Raw genomic sequence first — 21,397 nt, forward strand, 5'->3', positions numbered from 1 at the left:
TTAGTACATTTGCATACCAAATATATTTGGAAACAAGGATTGGTTACCAGAGCATACCCATCCTTTAAATCCTATAGTATGCAACAAGTAGAAATCTATAAGCCTAAAAATAAAATCCGTTTTGTAACCGCTGCATCACTTTTCGACGGACACGACGCCACCATCAACATTATGCGCCGTATCCTTCAATCTTCAGGTGCTGAAGTCATCCATCTTGGCCACAACCGGTCGGTTGATGAAGTGGTAAACTGTGCCATTCAGGAAGATGTTCAGGGTATTGCAATGACTTCTTATCAGGGCGGACACATCGAATATTTTAAATACATGCATGATCTCCTGCAAGAAAGAGGTTCGGGTCATATTAAAATATTTGCAGGTGGTGGTGGCGTAATCTTACCTTCAGAAATTGAAGAACTCCAGGCTTACGGAATTTCTAAAATCTACTCTCCGGATGATGGTCGTAAAATGGGGTTGCAGGGCATGATCAATGATATGCTGATCCAAACCGATTTCGTTACCAAAGCCAATATCACTAACGAGCTCGAAACCATTCCGACAAAAGATATCAAAGCCATTGCTGGGGCTATTACGGTTGCAGAAAATGATCCCGAAGGTGCCCAAAAGTTTGTTGATGAATTAAAAAAACTCTCCAAAAATAATACCGCCCCTATTTTAGGGATTACCGGAACTGGCGGTGCCGGAAAATCGTCTTTAGTAGATGAGCTTGTTCGGCGTTTTTTGGTAGAAGTGAAAGATAAAACTTTAGCGATCATATCAGTAGATCCATCAAAAAGAAAAACAGGAGGAGCATTGCTTGGCGACCGTATCCGCATGAACGCGATCAATAATCCACGGGTGTACATGCGCTCTTTAGCTACCCGTCAGGCTAACCTTGCTTTATCTAAAAATGTACAGGAAAGTATCGATATCTGTAAAGCAGCAGGTTATGATTTAATTATTGTAGAAACTTCGGGCATTGGCCAATCGGATACTGAAATCACTGAACATTGCGATGTTTCGCTTTATGTAATGACGCCTGAATTTGGTGCAGCTACTCAGTTGGAGAAAATCGACATGTTGGACTTTGCCGATTTGGTAGCCATCAATAAATTCGATAAAAGAGGAGCATTAGATGCTTTGCGCGATGTGCGTAAACAATACAAACGTAACCATAATATTTTCGATGCCAAAGATGACGAAATTCCTGTTTACGGCACCATGGCATCACAATTTAATGATCCGGGCATGAACAACCTGTTTGTGGCCTTAATGGAACAAATTAAATTAAAAACCGGAACCGATTTTAAGGCCAAAATGGAGTTAACTTCTGATCAATCAGAGAAGATTTATATTATTCCACCCGATCGCATCCGCTACCTGGCAGAAATTGCCGAAGCAAGCCAAACATATAACGAATGGGTAGATAAACAGGCCACCATCGCCCGTAAAATGTACCAATTGAAAGGTGTAATCGATTTGGCTGGTGATATTAATTCCCCTCTCCTAGAGGGGTGTCCGCAGGACGGGGTGTTAAAAAACTTAAATGCGACATATTCTTTCTTTGAAGAGCAATTAGATGGCGAATGCAAACGTTTACTCCGCCAATGGCCAGAAACCAAAAGAGCTTACAGAGAAGAGTTTTTCATTTATAAAGTCCGCGATAAAGAAATTAAACAGCCTTTATTTTATGAATCACTTTCCAAACTGAATATCCCAAAAGTAGCCTTACCAAGGTATGAAGATTGGGGCGATATTTTGAGGTGGCTGTTAACCGAAAACCTTCCGGGCGAATTTCCCTATGCAGCAGGTGTATTTCCTTTAAAAAGAGATGGTGAAGACCCTACCAGGATGTTTGCCGGAGAAGGTGGCCCAGAACGTACCAATAAACGTTTTCACTACGTGTCGTTAGGCCAACCAGCACACCGCTTATCCACCGCTTTTGATTCCGTTACCCTTTATGGCGAAGATCCGCATATCCGCCCCGACATTTATGGAAAAATTGGAAACTCGGGTGTAAGTATTGCCACTCTGGATGATGCCAAAAAATTATACTCCGGTTTTGATCTTTGTGCACCATCTACTTCAGTATCCATGACCATTAACGGTCCGGCACCAATGTTATTGGGCTTTTTCATGAATGCTGCAATTGATCAGCAATGCGAAAAATACATTATTGAAAATGGTTTAACAGAAGAAGTTGAGGCTAAAATCGTTTCCATTTACAAAGCAAAAAATATAGAAAGGCCATCATACAATGGTGTGCTTCCGGAAGGAAACAACGGCTTAGGTTTAATGCTTTTAGGCGTTACGGGCGACCAGGTTTTACCTGGCGATGTTTATGCAAGCATAAGGGCAAAAGCCATCAGTTCAGTTAGAGGAACCGTTCAGGCCGATATTTTAAAAGAAGACCAGGCACAAAATACCTGCATATTTTCTACAGAATTTGCCTTGCGGATGATGGGCGATATCCAGAAATATTTCATTGATGAAAAAGTAAGGAATTTCTATTCCGTATCCATTTCTGGCTATCACATTGCCGAAGCTGGAGCCAACCCCATTTCACAACTGGCCTTTACCCTAAGCAATGGATTTACCTTTGTAGAATATTATTTAAGCAGGGGCATGCATATTGATGACTTTGCACCTAACTTATCTTTCTTCTTCTCCAATGGAATTGATCCTGAATATGCCGTTATCGGTCGCGTAGCCAGAAGAATCTGGGCCAAGGCTATCAAAAATAAATATAAAGGGAACGATCGTTCACAGAAGCTTAAATACCATATTCAAACCTCTGGTCGTTCATTACATGCCCAGGAAATCGATTTTAACGATATCCGAACCACTTTACAGGCACTATACGCCATTTACGATAACTGTAATTCACTTCACACCAATGCCTATGATGAAGCCATTACCACGCCTACCGAAGAATCGGTTAGAAGGGCAATGGCGATCCAACTGATCATTAACAGGGAATTAGGTCTGGCCAAGAATGAAAATCCACTACAAGGTGCTTTCATTATCGAAGAGCTGACTGATCTGGTTGAAGATGCCGTTCTCGCCGAATTTAAACGTATAAACGATCGCGGTGGTGTATTAGGTGCGATGGAAACCATGTATCAACGTGGAAAAATCCAGGAAGAAAGTTTGTATTACGAAACCTTGAAACATACCGGCGAATATCCAATTGTAGGTGTAAATACCTTTTTAAACAAAAATGGCTCGCCTACTATTGTCCCTGGCGAAGTAATCCGTGCTACTGAAGAGGAAAAGCAGTACCAGATTTCGGCATTACAGAAATTTCAGGACCGTAATGCAGACCGTTCAGCAGATTTACTGAAACAATTGCAAAAATCAGCTATTGCAGGCGATAACATCTTCGAACAATTAATGGAAACCTGTAAAATTTGCTCTTTAGGTCAAATTAGCAAAGCCCTTTATGAGGTAGGTGGACAATATAGAAGAAACATGTAATAAAAAAGCCCCCGATGTAAAATCGGGGGCTTTCGTATATCTTCTGTCTGCTATTATCCAGCAATCCAGCTAAATTTATAATCAATGGTTGGTGTTTTCATACGCTCTGCAACACGTAGTAAACGCGAAGGCAAAGCCATAATATAATCACGGGCTTTTTCGCCAGCCTCATTTAGATCCCGCATCCCTTCAATTTTCCAGTCTTCAATCAACTGTTGCATAATTTCAACATAATCAATTGCGGTATAAACGCCTAAACGCTGTGCAGCGTCGGTAAAGTGACCAAAAGTCTGACCGATCTTTAAACCTACCTCACGTAAGAAATGCGCTGGCATTACAATTTTCTGGCGCATCATATCTTCAAAAGCCAACATCGCTTCATTAGGATCAACCTCAAAAATGCGGTTCATGAAATCTTTATAAGCCTTAGCATGTCTCGCCTCATCAGAAGCAATTACACCACACATTCTTGATAATAAAGTATCGCCATCCTTTTTAGCTAGAGAAGCTACCCTTCTGTGCGAAATATTGGTTGCCATCTCCTGAAAAGAAGTATAGATAAAGTTACGGTATGGATCATGACCTGTTCCGATATCGAAACCATCAGCGATAAGATATTGAGTAGAAATTTCCATCTGGCGCATATCTACACGGCCAGACAGATATAAATATTTATTTAACAAATCACCATGACGGTTCTCTTCAGCAGTCCAATGTCTGTTCCATTTCATCCAGCCACCATCTTCTTTCATACTTGGGCCTTGTACCATGGCTAACCACGATTCGTAAGTCGGCAAAGCTTCTTCAGTGATCGTATCGCCGATTAATACGGCTACAAGATCATAAGAAAGATCTTTTGCATTATCCCTTAATATTCTAATATCTTGATAAAATGTTTCGCTAGTAGAATCAGGAAGAAAATCAGACGGTTGCCAGTTAGTATCAATTGGTTTAAGATAGGTATCCATCATCTCCAGCATATACTTTTCTATATGCACCATTACTTCCCTTCTTTTATCTGCAAAAAAACTCATTACTTTTATTTATATATTGTTAACAACAAAGATAACCAAATATTGCGGCAAACCTTATGATATTAACATATTTAGCGCTAAATCAGTTTTAAATGTGATCAAAATCAGTAAGATACTCTTAAATGGTATCCTCTAAAGGTGAGTGATGAATTTAAGATAATCCTTCTTGATTGTTTTTTATTTTTTTTGAGCGCAGTTTCCTGTGCATTTAGGTTGCGTTCGGTCCTGCTGTACGTTTTACCCCGCCAATGAAGAATTGGCTCCGTGCCCACTCCCATCAGGGCTATTTAAGCTGGGACAGAAGATGGAAAACAGGTAAGATGTAAATGGATGATGGAATGGCCTTTGCATAGATCAGCGTGATCTGTGGGAACAACCCTTAATTTTTCTTAACTCCTTAATGGTGAAAAAAGTTTATTAATCTCATTACCATTAAGAAATTAAGGACATTAAGAAAAAGAACCTTTGCCTGATCATTTTTAACGTTTTAATGGAACTGAACAGGTAAGATGTAAAATGGATGATGGAATGACCTCTGCGGAGATCAGCGTGATCTGCGGGAACAAACCCTTAACTTTGCTTAACGCTTTAATGGTGAGAAAATTTTATGGCTTCCTTTACCATTAAGGGATTATGGACATTAAGAAACAGAACCTTTGCCTAATCATTTTTAACGTTTTGCTGGAACTGAACAGGTAAGATGTAAACAGATGATGGAATGGCCTCTGCGGAGATCAGCGTGATCCGAATAAACCCTTAACTTTGCTTAACTCCTTAATGGTCAGAAAATTTTATGCTCCCTTTAACATTAAGGGATTAAGGACATTAAGAAACAGACCTTTGCCTAATCATTTTTAACGCCTTAACAGTTTTAAATAATACACTTCAAAAAGCCCATAAACAAAGAAAACCCTTCAACATTTCTGTTGAAGGGTTTCTTTTTAAGATCTGGCACCGACCTACTCTCCCACGTGTTACCGCAGTACCATCGGCTCTGGTGGGCTTAACTTCTCTGTTCGGAATGGGAAGAGGTGGACACCACCGATATAGGCACCTGAATATTTTTATTTAAGCTTGGAGGGATAGAGGGTTGAAGCATGGAGGGTAAACCTTCCGCCTTTTAACCTTTGGCCTTCCGCCTTAAATGACATATTATTGAAAGAAGTTATTATGAAGAACAAACAACAGTCTGTTTGCTTTGAAAGCTTCGGATGATTAGTACTACTCGACTGTGCTGTCACCAGCTTTACATCTATAGCCTATCAACGTAGTAGTCTGCTACGGTCCTATATGGAATTCTCATCTCGTGGCTAGTTTCGCACTTAGATGCTTTCAGCGCTTATCTATTCCCAGCGTAGCTACTCTGCAATGCCCCTGGCGGAACAACAGATTCACTAGAGGCTAGTCCAACCCGGTCCTCTCGTACTAAGGTCAGCCCCACTCAAAATTCCTACGCCCACAACAGATAGGGACCGAACTGTCTCGCGACGTTCTGAACCCAGCTCGCGTGCCACTTTAATCGGCGAACAGCCGAACCCTTGGGACCTTCTCCAGCCCCAGGATGTGACGAGCCGACATCGAGGTGCCAAACCTCCCCGTCGATATGAGCTCTTGGGGGAGATCAGCCTGTTATCCCCAGCGTACCTTTTATCCTTTGAGCGATGGCCCTTCCATGCAGAACCACCGGATCACTATATCCGTCTTTCGACCCTGATCGACTTGTCTGTCTCACAGTCAAGCAAGCTTATGCTATTGCACTCCGCGTACGGTTACCAAGCGTACTGAGCTTACCTTTGAAAGCCTCCGTTACCTTTTTGGAGGCGACCACCCCAGTCAAACTACCCATCAAACAATGTCTCCCTCATAAAGGGATTAGACACCGAATACAGAAAGGGTGGTATTTCAACGTTGGCTCCACGACGCCTAGCGACGCCGCTTCAAAGCCTCCCACCTATCCTACACATCCTGTATCCAATGTCAATGTTAAATTGTAGTGAAGGTGCATGGGGTCTTTCCGTCCCGTTGCGGGTACCCGGCGTCTTCACCGGGACCACAATTTCACCGAGCTCATGGCTGAGACAGCGCCCAGATCGTTACACCATTCGTGCAGGTCGGAACTTACCCGACAAGGAATTTCGCTACCTTAGGACCGTTATAGTTACGGCCGCCGTTTACTGGGGCTTCGATTCAATGCTTCTCTTACGATGACATCCCCTCTTAACCTTCCAGCACCGGGCAGGTGTCAGGCCTTATACTTCATCTTTCGATTTTGCAAAGCCATGTGTTTTTGTTAAACAGTCGCCTGGGCCTTTTCACTGCGGCTGACATTGCTGCCAGCGCCCCTTCTCCCGAAGTTACAGGGCCATTTTGCCGAGTTCCTTAGCCATGATTCACTCGAGCACCTTAGAATCCTCTTCCCGGATACCTGTGTCGGTTTGCGGTACGGGTTTTTATAACCTGGAGCTTAGCGGTTTTTCTTGGAAGTCTGATTACCTGCGCTATCCAATCAGCCGAAGCCTCTTGGTACTATCGACTTTCAGCAAGACCGGCGGATTTGCCTACCGGTCCTATACCTACAGCCTTTAACGATCTATTCCGTCAGATCGCGGCAGTGTCACTACTCCGTCCCCACATCGCAGTTATAAAAAGTACTGGAATATTAACCAGTTGTCCATCGAATTTCCCCTTCGGGTTCTCCTTAGGTCCCGACTAACCCTGATCCGATTAGCGTTGATCAGGAAACCTTATCCTTTCGGTGGGCGGGTTTCTCGCCCGCCTTATCGTTACTTATGCCTACATTTGCTTTTCTATAAGCTCCAGCACCCATTACCAGGTACCTTCGCTGCCGATAGAATGCTCCCCTACCGATATATTTCAATCCCATAGCTTCGGTGTACAATTTAATGCCCGTTTATTATCCATGCCCGATCGCTCGACTAGTGAGCTGTTACGCACTCTTTAAATGAATGGCTGCTTCCAAGCCAACATCCTAGCTGTCTGTGCAATCGGACCTCGTTAGTTCAACTTAACTGTAACTTGGGGACCTTAGCTGATGGTCTGGGTTCTTTCCCTCTCGGCGCGTGACCTTAGCACCCCGCGCCTCACTGCCGACTATATTATATAGCATTCGGAGTTTGTCTGGATTTGGTAGGATTTGACTCCCCCGCACCCAATCAGTAGCTCTACCTCTATATAACTCAACGTCGACGCTGTTCCTAAAAACATTTCGGGGAGTACGAGCTATTTCCCAGTTTGATTAGCCTTTCACCCCTACCCACAGATCATCCGGAAACTTTTCAACGTTTATCGGTTCGGTCCTCCAGTACGTGTTACCGCACCTTCAACCTGTCCATGGGTAGATCACAAGGTTTCGCGTCTACCTCCTCTGACTATACGCCCTATTCAGACTCGCTTTCGCTTCGGATCCGTGCCTGAAGCACTTAACCTTGCCAGAGAAGAGTAACTCGTAGGCTCATTATGCAAAAGGCACGCCGTCACGCCACCTGGACGCTCCGACCGCTTGTAAGTACACGGTTTCAGGTTCTATTTCACTCCCCTGTTCGGGGTTCTTTTCACCTTTCCCTCACGGTACTGGTTCACTATCGGTCTCTCAGGAGTATTTAGCCTTACCGGATGGTGCCGGCAGATTCCCACAAGGCGTCTCCGACCTCGCGGTACTCAGGATACTGCTAGGCTAGCATTCTATACGTGTACTGGGCTATCACCATGTATCGCCGGGCTTCCCATCCCGTTCCACTTCTGTTTGCTAATGCCATGTTGCAGTCCTACAACCCCCACTTTGCCGTAACAAAGTAGGTTTGGGCTCTTTCCCTTTCGCTCGCCACTACTTAGGAAATCATTGTTATTTTCTCTTCCTCTGCTTACTTAGATGTTTCAGTTCGGCAGGTTTGCTCATTATATGTGACTAGTCTTCAACTAGCCGGGTTGCCCCATTCGGAAATCTTCGGATCAATTCCTATTTGCAAATACCCGAAGCTTATCGCAGCTTATCACGTCCTTCATCGCCTCTGAGAGCCAAGGCATCCCCCGTGTACTCTTTATTACTTTCTTCTACTCATACGCCTTTTGCGCCGTATGGTATGCTTTTTTGCTCTTGTTATGATGTCTCATACCTATCTTCGTATTGCTACTCCGATTGGTGAGCACAAACACAACAGTCGCCTATTGTTGTTTGCTCTTCTTTTTTAACTTCTTCCAATATGTCAAAGAACTTTACTAAGACCAGGTAAAGGGTATAAAGTCACAGGTTTCATTGCCTGCTCCTAAGCCTTTAGCTTCGTCTTGTTAGTAAAAACTGCGGTCTCGAACCGTTTCATATTTCGATATCATTATATCTATATATGTGCCCCGTGGCGTTTCTTCTTTTCTTAACCTTTATGTCAATGTATATTATCTATCCCGATAATAAGGTGTTTTATGTTGTGGTTTGTTTCAGCTATAAGTTTTACCCTATACCTTCTACCTTTTAACCCTCAACCTTAATGGTGGAGAATAACGGAGTCGAACCGTTGACCTCCTGCGTGCAAGGCAGGCGCTCTAGCCAGCTGAGCTAATCCCCCAGAGTATTGGTTTCCAGTTTTCAGTCCTTAGTTTCCAGTATGGTAACTGTTAACTCCAAACCGCCAATTGTAAACTTCAATGGTAGTCCCGTCCAGATTTGAACTGGAGACCCCTACATTATCAGTGTAGTGCTCTAACCAGGCTGAGCTACGGGACTGTTTGGTTAAGGTAGGCTTATTTAGTCGCAGTATATAGTATCTTACCGCTACTGCTTCCCTTTTGGCTTACCCTTCTTGTCTCCGTTAAGCTTACCTTATAGTAGCCCACCGTTTTCTTCTGGGTGTTTCTTTTTTCTCTTGTTTTTTAAAAGTACCCGGTACCTAGTATCAAGACACGCCTTCCAGCTTTAGTCTTTTTCCTTTAACCTTATACCTTATTTAGAAATATCATGTTGCGTGGCGAGTAGGTGAGTCTACTCCAGAAAGGAGGTATTCCAGCCGCACCTTCCGGTACGGCTACCTTGTTACGACTTAGCCCCAGTTATCGGTTTTACCCTAGGACGCTCCTTGCGGTTACATACTTTAGGTACCCCCAACTTCCATGGCTTGACGGGCGGTGTGTACAAGGCCCGGGAACGTATTCACCGCGTCATTGCTGATACGCGATTACTAGCGAATCCAACTTCATGGGGTCGAGTTGCAGACCCCAATCCGAACTGTGAATGGCTTTGTGAGATTCGCACCATATTGCTATGTAGCTGCCCTCTGTACCATCCATTGTAGCACGTGTGTAGCCCCGGACGTAAGGGCCATGATGACTTGACGTCGTCCCCTCCTTCCTCTCTGTTTGCACAGGCAGTCTGTTTAGAGTCCCCACCATAACGTGCTGGCAACTAAACATAGGGGTTGCGCTCGTTGCGGGACTTAACCCAACACCTCACGGCACGAGCTGACGACAGCCATGCAGCACCTAGTTTCGTGTCCTTGCGGACTGGCCTATCTCTAAACCATTCACTAACTTTCAAGCCCGGGTAAGGTTCCTCGCGTATCATCGAATTAAACCACATGCTCCTCCGCTTGTGCGGGCCCCCGTCAATTCCTTTGAGTTTCAATCTTGCGACCGTACTCCCCAGGTGGAACACTTAACGCTTTCGCTTAGCCGCTGACTGTGTATCGCCAACAGCGAGTGTTCATCGTTTAGGGCGTGGACTACCAGGGTATCTAATCCTGTTTGATCCCCACGCTTTCGTGCCTCAGCGTCAATAAGACCATAGTAAGCTGCCTTCGCAATCGGTGTTCTGAGACATATCTATGCATTTCACCGCTACTTGTCTCATTCCGCCTACCTCTAGTCCATTCAAGCCCATCAGTATCAAGGGCACTGCGATAGTTGAGCTACCGTCTTTCACCCCTGACTTAACAGGCCGCCTACGCACCCTTTAAACCCAATAAATCCGGATAACGCTTGGATCCTCCGTATTACCGCGGCTGCTGGCACGGAGTTAGCCGATCCTTATTCTTCCGGTACATTCAGCTCTCTACACGTAAAGAGGTTTATTCCCGGATAAAAGCAGTTTACAACCCATAGGGCAGTCTTCCTGCACGCGGCATGGCTGGTTCAGAGTTGCCTCCATTGACCAATATTCCTTACTGCTGCCTCCCGTAGGAGTCTGGTCCGTGTCTCAGTACCAGTGTGGGGGGCCATCCTCTCAGATCCCCTAGTCATCGTCGCCTTGGTGGGCCGTTACCCCGCCAACTAGCTAATGACACGCATGCCCATCCCAATCCTATAAATATTTGAACATTGGATAATGCTATCCTGTGTTTTTATGCGGTGTTAATCCGGATTTCTCCGGGCTATCCCCCAGATTAAGGTAGGTTGCATACGCGTTACGCACCCGTGCGCCACTTTCAAATCCAGCAAGCTGGATAATCTCGTTCGACTTGCATGTATTAGGCCTGCCGCTAGCGTTCATCCTGAGCCAGGATCAAACTCTCCATTGTAAAATGTGTTGTAAGATGCTGACCAGTTTTAACTATTGTTAAAAATAGTCTTCTTTTTGTTATGTTGTCTGTTAGACACCACCTTTAAAATAAAGCTACGTAATCATGTACTTTGACCAGTACTCCATTACCTCGCTACGCTACATTGACATCTCTTTTAAGAACTTATTGACCTGTAAACCTCACGGCCGGTCATTTATATATCTTCAAACTTCAGCCCGTTCAAGCCTTGTTAGTCTTAAACGTGTTTACGTCTGTTTCAATCTTTTTTTTTCTATCTTCCCGACATCCGCCGTTCCGATTTTTTTACCCTTCCTTTCGGTTGGGAGTGCAAAGGTAAGGAACTTTTCCGGACTTCCAAATAAAATAAATTTTATTTTTCAAGCCTTATTCTTTCCTTCTTTGCTTTTCAATATGCCAGGTTTAACTGGCTTTCCGTTCTTCCGAACCGGGCTGCAAAGGTAGCAATCTTTTTCTCATCTGCAACATTTATTTAAAATAAATCCTGCTCTCCTCATCCCTATGCCGTCTTTTCAGTTTATTAACCTCTTCCTCCGAAGCGGGATGCAAAAGTAGGAAAATTCTGTTCAACGACAAAGGTTTTTTGTGGAATAGCGCAGGTTTTAACGTAAGTTGATGGTTTACAGCAGGAAAAAGTTTTGCATCAGACAAAACTTTTTGGTAAATCGGGTGTTTGCACCTCTTATAAACCTCGCAGGTCTTTAAAACCTGCGAGGTTTGACCTAAAAACTTACGAAGTTCTAGGCACATTGCCATTAGAAACTTCGTAAGTTACTCCCAGCCCCGCCCACCTAAATCCGATTGAAGTGGTAGCTGCCGGCCTCAAGCCGGCACTACAAACGGAAAGCGGGAGCATACTTATATAGTAGCATAACAACTGCTTTACTGAAAAAAAAGAGTGCATACTATATAGTATATAAGCTAACCTTATATATATGTTAAAAATTGTTAACTGTTATATTCTACTGAATTGCTTTGCATAGCTTAGCGGCGAATTGTTTTTATTGATGTTATCGTATTATTAATTATCTTTGCAGAATGTTTAAAGTTAAACACTTAATTATTTTATTATTTATTGCCGCTTTGGGTATTGCGGGTTGTAAAAGTCGTTTCGAGAAATTGAGAGCGAGCAATGACGTTGCAAAAAAATACCAGGAGGCGCTTCGTTTGTATAACAAACGCGATTACAGTAAAGCATTAGTTCTTTTTGAGGATCTTTCTCAAAAATATCGTGGCCGTGCAGAAGCTGAGGATTTGAACTATTATTATGCTTATACATTATATAGATTAAGTGATTACACCACTGCGAGATACCAATTTAAAAGTTTTGCGGATACCTACCCAGCGAGTAAGAATGCGGAAGAAGCGAGATACATGGGTGCTTATTGCTATTATTTAGAATCTCCAAGTTTCTCTTTAGATCAGGAAAATACCTATAAAGCTATTGATGCGCTTCAATTATTTATCAACTTATACCCTACAAGCGATCGTGCTGCAGCTGCAGGCAAATATATTGCCGTACTAAGGGGCAAGTTGGAAGATAAAGCATTTGAAAATGCTAAAATGTATTTAACTACAGGCCCTAGTAATGTAGATAATTACAGAGCGGCTGTTATTGCCTTAAAAAATGCACAAAGAGACTACCCGGATATTAAGTATGCTGAGGAAATGGACTTTTTGATGATTAAAGCGCAATATTTATACGCTAAAAATAGCTATGTCATCCGCCAGGAAGACCGGTATAATGAGGCGCTTGCTTTATATACTGAGTTTACTGAAGACCACCCGGATAGTAAATTTGCAAAGGATGCAAAAGCGCTTAAGGGTGATGTGGAAGCAGGAATTGTGGCTACCAAACAAGAATTGGCCTTATATGCTGCCGATCAGGAAAAATACAAGCAGATGCTGATCAGAACCGGTAAATTGAAAGATACCGTTTCTGCAAAACCAACTAATGCAGATAATACGAATATTAAAAACAAGTAATAGATGAATACTAACAAACCTGCTGTACCAAATACTACAGTAACCAGAAACGTACACGATTTAGATAAAACTACTGATAACTTATACGAATCATTAGTGGTAATTGCTAAAAGAGCAAATCAGATCTCGAACAACGTTAAAGAAGAGTTACACGGTAAATTGGCAGAATTTGCTTCTAGCAACGATAATTTGGAAGAAATTTTCGAAAACCGCGAGCAGATTGAAATCAGCAAGCACTACGAGCGTATGCCGAAGCCTGTTTTGGTTGCTATTGATGAATTTTTGAACGAAAAAATTTATCACAGAAATCCTGCTAAAGAACAAAAGTAACTGGCATAGCGCATAGCGTTTAGGGCAAAGCGTTTAGCACTACGCTCTATGCTCCATGCCTTATGTACTCTGCGCACTATGCTAAAAAATAAAAACATAATCCTTGGCGTTTGCGGTAGCATCGCAGCATATAAGTCGGCATTTTTGGTTCGGCTGCTTGTAAAAGCTGGCGCAAACGTAAAGGTTATTCTTACTCCTGATGGTGCTAATTTCATTACACCACTTACCCTTGCTACGCTTTCTAAAAACCCGGTTTATACGCAATATTTCGAAGAAGAAACAGGCGTATGGAGTAATCATGTTGAGCTTGGCTTATGGGCCGATCTCATTATAATTGCTCCGATAAGTGCTAATACCTTAGCCAAACTAGCAACGGGAATCTGCGATAATTTATTAACAGCTGTTTATCTTTCCGCTAAATGTCCGGTTTATGTAGCCCCGGCTATGGACCTGGATATGTGGAAACACGAAACTACCCAAAATAATATTGAACGTATTATTGGTTTTGGGAATACTGTTATTGCTCCTGCCAATGGCGAATTGGCCAGCGGACTTTGGGGTGAAGGCCGAATGGCTGAACCTGAAGAAATTGTTTCTTTTCTGGATAATGCCATTAAAGAATCTATGCCATTATATGGCAAAAAGGTAATGGTTACCGCCGGTCCTACTTATGAGGCTATAGATCCTGTGCGTTTTATAGGCAACCATTCCTCAGGGAAAATGGGTTTCGCCATTGCTGATGAGTTGGCGAAACTGGGTGCTGAGGTTATCTTAATTGCCGGACCAACCGCACAAAAAGCTGGACAACGTTTAAAAAGAATTGATGTGGTGAGTGCCCGCGAAATGTTCGATGCCTGTACTTCATTTTTCCCTGAAAGCGATATCACGGTAATGTGTGCGGCTGTAGCCGATTATCGTCCCAAGCAGGTTGCCACCCAAAAAATTAAAAAACAGGATAGCGGATTAGTTTTGGAACTGGAAAAAACAACGGACATACTCGCTTCTTTAGGTACGACAAAAAAAGCACACCAGATTTTGGTTGGTTTTGCTTTAGAAACAAATGATGAAGAGAATTATGCAAAAGGCAAACTCGAGAAGAAAAATCTTGACCTGGTTGTTCTAAATTCTTTGAATGATAAGGGCGCAGGTTTTAAATCAGATACCAATAAAATTACTATTTTTAACAAAGCTTTAGAACGGACTGTTTTTGATATGAAATCGAAAAGAGACGTTGCCAAAGATATTTGTACTGCCATTTTAAAAATTGCGAAATGATAAAAAAGATTGTTTGGATATTGGTATTGTTTGGTTTCGGGAAGCTGCAGGCGCAGGAGTTAAACGCGAGGGTAACTTTGCTGGCTCCCCAGGTTTCGAACATTAGCAAACCAACTTTAGATGCTTTGCAAAAAACAATCCGCGATTTTTTAAACAATAACAAATTCAGTAACGAAAGTTACAAACCTCAGGAGCGCATTGACTGTAGTTTTATCATCACGATTAATTCGTGGGATGGCGGCTCTGGCTACACTGCCGAAGCCCAGATTCAAAGCAGTCGCCCGGTTTTTAACAGCTCTTACAATAGCACTTTGTTAAATATGAGTGATAAGAATTTCGATTTTAATTTCAATGATGGCGCTACAATCGACTTCTCTGATCAAAATTACATTTCCAATATCAGTGCCCTCCTCACCTATTATGCTTATACCATTATCGGTATGGATAAAGATAGTTTTAGCAAAATGGGCGGAACTACTTTTTACAAAAAAGCACAGAATATTATTAACCTTGCGCAGGCTTCTGGTAATACCGGCTGGAGAGCAGCAGATGGCTTACGTAACCGATTTTGGTTCAACGAAAATGTTTTAAACCCCATTTTTGCCGAGCTCCGCAATTTCATTTACAGTTATCATTTAAGTGGCCTTGATCAGCTAACCGATAATGATAAAGGTTTAACGCAGATTGTTGCCGCACTACCTGCACTGCAACAAATGGATAAGCAGAAACTGGGCTCTATCTTCCCTAATGTTTATTTTGCCACTAAAGCCGAAGAAGTAACCAATGTACTTTCTAAACTCAATGGACAAGAGCGCATGAAAGCCTATAATATGCTGGCAGAAATTGATCCGGCAAATATTGGTAAGTACGAGGGGCTGAAGAAAAATTAGTTTATTGGTCAATAGTTTGATCGTTCATGGTTGATTGCTTAGGAGCTGATTATTGCCTCGGCTAACCTACTCCGGACTTCCGGCCTCGGCTATTCGATAAAGTAGTTTCTCTATCTGTCTTAATTAATTTTAGAAAAGCAATCTCAGGTTTTCGATTAAAGGTAGCCCTGGCTTTCGTTCATACGCCTGCAGGTCTTAAACACAGGCCGGTATCCACATCAATCAGGTTTAATAACTTCAGTCAGTTTTTCATAGTAGGGGTTTTCCTTTCTAAAGCCTGATTATATACAACATTTTACCCCTACCCAGTATCCTAATATCATAGTTAAGCAATTAACCAGTTTCAATAATTAACCGATAAAATTAAAAACTTGTTAAAATATTTTGATATTACGAATATCTTCGTACATTTGAATACGAAATAATTCGTACAACTTGTAACATATGACTAATCATAACATCAAACCAACAGAAGGTGAAATGGAAATCCTTCAGGTACTTTGGCAAAAGGGGAATGCAACGGTAAGAGAAGTTCATGAGGCATTAAATAAAAAAGACTCCGGGTATACCACAACTTTAAAACTGATGCAGATTTTGCACGAGAAAGGAATGGTCGAAAGGGATACCAATCAAAAAACGCACATCTATAAAGCGCTTGTTAGTCAGGATAAAACTGAAAAACAATTGGTAAACAAAATGATCGATAACGTATTTAACGGATCGGCAGCGAGATTGGTGATGCAGGCTTTGGGTAACCACAGTGCAAGTGCAGAAGAAATTGACGAAATAAAAAAATATTTAGATAGTCTGAAGTAAGGCTATTGTTGAAGGTTGAAAGGTGTAGGGTTTAGATCCCTAATAAACAGTAAAATTTTCGGATTGTCCCCGTATAAAAAATTAAAACCACCGTTATGGAAACTTTATTACAACAGTTTATCAAAGCATTTGGCTGGAGTATTTTAAACTCAGTTTGGCAAAGCGCCATCATTTATGGCATCCTATTTATCGTCATGCTCAGCATTCCGAAGCTGGCAGCAAAACATAAGCACAACCTTGCTTTCGGTGCCATCATTTTAATGTTTGCTGGCTTTGGCTATAACTTCATTCATCAATTAACATTGAATGTCAATACTCAGCCTCCCGCAATTAACGCCCAACAGCTACAGGTTTACCAATATTTCAACAACCTGCCACCAAGTTTTAGCAGCAAGGCCGAGCAATACTTTCCAATTGTAGTTATATTCTATGCTATTGGTATTGTGCTTCAGTTATTTGTTATTATTAAAGGTTATGGTCAGCTTTCAAAATTGAAAAAAGAAAGTTTAAGTGCTATTCCGGACAGTTGGAAAACTATTTTCGAGCAAGTAACTGCCCACCTTAAAATTAACAAAGTTATCCGGTTCCACCTCTCTTCTATCGTTAACGTGCCTTTGGTAATCGGTTATTTAAAACCTGTGGTATTATTTCCACTAGCCCTGGTAAACCAATTAGACAACGATCAGGTAGAAGCGATATTAATCCATGAGTTATCGCATATCAGAAGAAACGATTTCTTATTAAACCTCATTAAAACAGCCATAGAAACATTATTATTCTATAATCCATTTGTATGGATGGCGGGTAGGTTTATACATATTGAGCGTGAGCATGCCTGCGATGATCTGGTATTAAAAATTACCGGAAAACCATTGAATTATGCCCATGCCTTGCTTAAACTCGAATTATTAAAAGATAAAAATAGTCCGGCTTATGCTCTGGCAGCAACAGGCAAGACCCAGAATTTATATCAACGCATAAAAAGAATAACCAACATGAAAACAAATTATTTAAACGCCAAACAGCAAATGGCAGCTTTAACTTTAGGAGTAGCCTGCTTGTTTTCTATTGCCTGGATCAATCCAACGGAAAAGAAAAAAGAAAACAAAAAACAACCTAAACAAGAGATTTTGAGCGTACGGTCTGCTAACGGAACCATAAGCCAACTGATCTGTACCGATACGACCAAAAAACGTAAAATCAAAATTGTTACCATTGATGCAAATGGTAAAAAAACCGAATATAACTCGGTAAAAGAAATGCCCGATAGCTTAAGAAAAGATTTTTACAGCGACGAACTTTTTGGCAGCAATGGAATATACAGGATCAATCTTGATAGTTCATTTAAATTCAGATTAAACGATTCTATTTTACACACAAAATTTTATAAAGAGTATAACTCGCCGGAAGCACAGGCTAAATGGAAAAAATTTGGCGAAGATATGGCCAAACAATATAATTCGCCAGAGGCACAAGCTAAATGGAAAAAATTCGGAGAAAATGTTGCCAAACAATATAACTCACCCGAAGCACAGGCTAAATGGAAAAAATTCGGAGAAGATGTTGCCAAACAATATAACTCACCCGAAGCACAGGCTAAATGGAAAAAATTCGGAGAAGAGATGCAAAAGAAAATGAATTCTCCAGAGACCCAGGCTAAATGGAAAAAAATGAGTGAAGATATGGCTAAAGAATTCGGTTCGCCGGAAGCACAAGCAAAATGGAAAAAAATGGGCGAAGATATGGCTGCAAAAATGAATACCCCGGAGTTCAGGGCACAAATTGATAACATCAGGATAGAGGCTTTAAAATCTGGTGATATGGTGCGTTTATCAGGATTATCGAGATTGCAGGCTGACTCGACATTTAAAGGAAATAGAAACTCACTTAACGGCCAAAATGGTACAGTATTCTTTTACAACGATAACAATAACACTAACAGCAAAGTAAGACAGACTGAAGAATATAAAAAGCTGAAAGAAAAATTCGACAGTGAAGTAAAGGAGCTGAAACAGAAAATGGAGAAAAAAGAAAAAGTTGAAAACGGCAACAAAAGCTCACAGGTAATTCCTTCTGTTATGTTATACAAGAATCAGGATTTTACAGGTGCGGTTAAAGCACTGAACACAATAACTGCTGTATTAACATATAAAAAATCAGATTTTACCAATGCCAATCAATTGGCAATAAAAAGTTATCTTCAGACATCCAACCTAAAAATTGCTGACGATAAGGTAATTAATATTTCTATAAAATAACACCAGATAAACCAAACAGATCATGAACAGCGAAGATTATTCTTCGCTGTTTTTGTTTTGTACGGTGCTGTTGAATAAATTTTAATATTTTTGCTTAGCATGCTACATAAACTTTCTATCCGTAATTACGCATTAATTGATAGTCTTGATATCGAATTCGATAAAGGCTTAAATATCATCACAGGTGAAACCGGTGCTGGTAAATCGATCATACTTGGCGCATTGTCGCTAATTTTGGGTCAGCGGGCAGAAAGCAAATACTTTTTTAATCAGGATAAAAAATGTGTTATTGAAGGTAGTTTTGTATTGGCAGACGAAAACCTAAAAGAACTTTTTGAAGAAAATGACCTTGATTTTTCGAACGAAAGTCTTTTGCGCAGGGAAATATCGATTGATGGTAAAACAAGATCGTTCATTAATGATACGCCTGTTAATTTATCAATCTTAAAACAAATTGGCGAAAAACTGATCGATATCCACTCGCAACATGCCACCCAGGAGATTAATGATTCTGATTTTCAATTATTGATTGTTGATTCGCTGGCCAATCACCAATCACTATTGTTTGATTATCGTAGCGGGTTTAAAAAACTTAGACAGGATACTTCCCTGTTAAAAAAATTAATCGCTGAGGCCGACGAAGCCCGTAATAAACAGGATTATGAACAGTTTTTGTTTAACGAACTCGAACAGGCAAAATTACAGGAAGGCGAACAGGAAGATCTGGAACAAGAACTGGAGCGCTTAACACATGCCGAAACCATTAAACGGGCGTTACTTACCGCTTCTGGATTAATTAACGAAAGCGAACCTTCTGCCCTTCAGATTTTAAAAGAGGCTTCGTTACAGTTACAGGGCATAGAAAAATTCGATCCGGCAATTAATGTATTATACGAACGTTTGCGCTCATCGATCATTGAAATAAAAGACATCGCCGATGAGGTTTCTGCAATAGAAGAAAATACTTTACATAGTGCCGATCGCTTAGAAATTGTAAACCAAAGGTTAGATCTGTTTTATTCACTTCAACAAAAACACAGGTTAGCCAATAATACAGAACTCTTAGCACTTCAAAAACAACTGGAAGAAAACCTGAACAAACTCTTATCTTCTGATGAGCATATTGAAAAACTTCAGAAAGAAATCGACCAACTCAAAAAGGCACTGCACAAACAGGCCGACCAGTTAAGCGCCAACCGTAAAAAAGCCATCAAGGTGGTAGAAGAGCAAACCAGCACCACCTTAAAAAAAGTAGGTATGCTAAATGCCAAATTGGTTCTGGACCAAAAAATCTTATCAGAACTGAATAAAGATGGTTTGGATGAAATCAATCTTCTCTTTACGGCCAATGCAGGTCAGGCCCCTGCGCCGGTAAATAAAGTGGCATCTGGTGGTGAGTTATCCCGATTAATGCTGGCCATAAAAGCTTTATTGGCTAAACATACATCCTTACCAACCATTATTTTTGATGAAATAGATACCGGAATTTCGGGAGAAACTGCTTTAAAAGTTGGAGAAGTAATTTCGGATTTAGGGCACAACATGCAGGTAATTTCGATTACACACCTGCCACAAATTGCAGCCAAAGGAATATCACATTACTTCGTTCATAAAAATGAGGATAAAGGAAAAACCACTACCGGAATCCGCAAGCTTAAACAGGAAGAACGTATTGGTGTTATTGCCGAAATGTTAAGTGGGAAAAACCCAGGGGCATCAGCCATCGAAAATGCGAAAGAATTATTGGCATAATTTACCATGCTATTCCTTGGTCTGTGTCCCGACAGACCGTTTTCATATCAAATCGAAATCTAAAAATTAGTGGTCTGTGAGGACACAGACCACGGCGATAGGGATCGGCCATCCAAAAAAACGGAAGAATTATTAGGTTAATTGTGGAAATACATTCCTTATGGCATCATGTAACCATGAAAAAAACAATTCTACTCATAACTTTAATTTGCTTTTTTTTTAAGGCTAACGCGCAAGATATATCCCCTAAAAAATTCTTTTTGGATACTATTCATGTAAAAGGAAGGATCCTTAACATTGATGGTTCTGTAATTCCAAATCTTTATATTAAAACAACGTCTCAAGATACCATTGTTCAAAACGATGTGATTTATGCAAAAGTGGATAGCTTAGGGTATTTCGCCATTAACGGTATTAAACTTAACGATGTTTTCACAATAAATACTGGGGCTGATGAGTTTAAAATTGTTAACGAAGGGAGTAGATTTATAACCATTACGCTTAATACATTTAAAAATAAAAATGTAGATACAACCAAATTAACAATAACTGCCAAAAGATTAAAAAAGCGTAAAGAAGTTAAATATATTGTAACGGATTACTTAGTCTGTGCCTTTCCAGGCCTTAACAAACCAGCCTCCTACCCGTCCGGAAAAAAAGCTTTTTATGATTTGATTTATAAACATTTGACTTATCCCGATCAAGCAATTAAAAAGAATATAGAGGGTAAGGTAATCGTTAAATTTTCAATCAATAAAGGTGGGAATCTAATCAATCCGAGAATATTAAACGGTATTGGCTATGGCTGTGATGCTGAAGCAATTAGAGTAGTTAGTTTATCTCCAAGATGGTATCCACAAATTGCAAATGGCAAACCTGTTTTATCAGATGGAATTGTAGAAATTCTTTTTAAACTCGAAGATAAGATGTAATTCAACAAAAAGCCTCTTATCGGGGCTATATGCCTGATTCCCTGACCTGTGAGGACGCAGACCACGGCATTAATATATTGATTTGATTCAGTGTCAGATAGTAAT

General features: G+C 41.1%; 10 protein-coding genes, 2 tRNA genes, 3 rRNA genes and 1 pseudogene. 9 read left to right on the forward strand and 7 right to left on the reverse strand.

From position 1 onward, the window contains the following. Positions 1 to 78 precede the first annotated feature (78 nt). Entirely contained in the window at positions 79 to 3,474 is a 3,396-nt protein-coding gene (locus ACUN24_RS24175; protein WP_445564839.1) for a methylmalonyl-CoA mutase family protein, read from the forward strand. Positions 3,475 to 3,527: 53 nt separating this feature from the next. Here ACUN24_RS24175 and ACUN24_RS24180 read toward each other — a convergent pair whose 3' ends face one another. The 6 genes from ACUN24_RS24180 to ACUN24_RS24205 form a co-directional block, all read right to left on the reverse strand. Next, the gene (locus tag ACUN24_RS24180) at positions 3,528 to 4,508 is read right to left on the reverse strand and encodes an acyl-ACP desaturase (RefSeq protein WP_193423578.1); all 981 of its coding nucleotides are present in this window, start codon (positions 4,506 to 4,508) and stop codon (positions 3,528 to 3,530) included. Between the two features lie 946 nt (positions 4,509 to 5,454). Further along, positions 5,455 to 5,566 (reverse strand): 5S ribosomal RNA (rrf, locus tag ACUN24_RS24185). Between the two features lie 138 nt (positions 5,567 to 5,704). After that, a 23S ribosomal RNA gene (locus ACUN24_RS24190) occupies positions 5,705 to 8,579 on the reverse strand. Between the two features lie 432 nt (positions 8,580 to 9,011). After that, positions 9,012 to 9,088 (reverse strand) — tRNA-Ala (locus ACUN24_RS24195). 80 nt (positions 9,089 to 9,168) lie between these two features. Continuing rightward, a tRNA-Ile gene (locus ACUN24_RS24200) sits at positions 9,169 to 9,246 on the reverse strand. Between the two features lie 264 nt (positions 9,247 to 9,510). After that, a 16S ribosomal RNA gene (locus ACUN24_RS24205) occupies positions 9,511 to 11,032 on the reverse strand. Together the 16S, 23S and 5S rRNA genes with 2 tRNA genes alongside form the textbook arrangement of a ribosomal RNA operon. Before the next feature lie 1,059 nt (positions 11,033 to 12,091). On the opposite strand from ACUN24_RS24205, the gene ACUN24_RS24210 reads away from it, so the two are divergent. From ACUN24_RS24210 to ACUN24_RS24230, 5 genes are all read left to right on the forward strand, one after another. Further along, positions 12,092 to 13,039 (forward strand): outer membrane protein assembly factor BamD, encoded by a 948-nt coding sequence (locus tag ACUN24_RS24210; protein WP_445564840.1) that lies wholly within the window; start codon positions 12,092 to 12,094, stop codon positions 13,037 to 13,039. Positions 13,040 to 13,042: 3 nt separating this feature from the next. After that, on the forward strand, positions 13,043 to 13,369 hold the full coding sequence (locus ACUN24_RS24215) for a DNA-directed RNA polymerase subunit omega (protein ID WP_025145617.1): 327 nt from the start codon (positions 13,043 to 13,045) through the stop codon (positions 13,367 to 13,369). A 78-nt stretch (positions 13,370 to 13,447) separates the two neighbouring features. Continuing rightward, positions 13,448 to 14,644, forward strand: coding sequence for a bifunctional phosphopantothenoylcysteine decarboxylase/phosphopantothenate--cysteine ligase CoaBC (gene coaBC, locus ACUN24_RS24220; protein WP_445564841.1), 1,197 nt, complete (start codon positions 13,448 to 13,450; stop codon positions 14,642 to 14,644). Then, on the forward strand, positions 14,641 to 15,534 hold the full coding sequence (gene porD / locus ACUN24_RS24225; RefSeq protein WP_445564842.1) for a type IX secretion system protein PorD: 894 nt from the start codon (positions 14,641 to 14,643) through the stop codon (positions 15,532 to 15,534). The genes coaBC and porD overlap by 4 nt, the downstream gene beginning before the upstream one ends. A 444-nt stretch (positions 15,535 to 15,978) precedes the next feature. Next, complete coding sequence (locus ACUN24_RS24230; protein ID WP_121281962.1) at positions 15,979 to 16,350, forward strand: BlaI/MecI/CopY family transcriptional regulator; 372 nt, start codon at positions 15,979 to 15,981, stop codon at positions 16,348 to 16,350. A 2-nt stretch (positions 16,351 to 16,352) separates the two neighbouring features. On the opposite strand, the pseudogene ACUN24_RS24235 reads toward ACUN24_RS24230, so the two are convergent. After that, a pseudogene (locus ACUN24_RS24235) lies at positions 16,353 to 16,439 on the reverse strand (hypothetical protein); the annotation flags it as partial. A gap of 6 nt (positions 16,440 to 16,445) precedes the next feature. On the opposite strand from ACUN24_RS24235, the gene ACUN24_RS24240 reads away from it, so the two are divergent. From ACUN24_RS24240 to ACUN24_RS24250, 3 genes are all read left to right on the forward strand, one after another. Beyond that, positions 16,446 to 18,608, forward strand: a complete 2,163-nt coding sequence (locus tag ACUN24_RS24240; protein WP_445564843.1) for a M56 family metallopeptidase — start codon at positions 16,446 to 16,448, stop codon at positions 18,606 to 18,608. Positions 18,609 to 18,707: 99 nt separating this feature from the next. Continuing rightward, positions 18,708 to 20,360 (forward strand): DNA repair protein RecN, encoded by a 1,653-nt coding sequence (gene recN / locus ACUN24_RS24245; RefSeq protein ID WP_445564844.1) that lies wholly within the window; start codon positions 18,708 to 18,710, stop codon positions 20,358 to 20,360. 176 nt (positions 20,361 to 20,536) lie between these two features. Continuing rightward, positions 20,537 to 21,292 (forward strand): energy transducer TonB, encoded by a 756-nt coding sequence (locus ACUN24_RS24250; RefSeq protein WP_445564845.1) that lies wholly within the window; start codon positions 20,537 to 20,539, stop codon positions 21,290 to 21,292. Positions 21,293 to 21,397 lie beyond the last annotated feature (105 nt).

It is taken from the genome of Pedobacter sp. WC2501, from assembly GCF_052682415.1.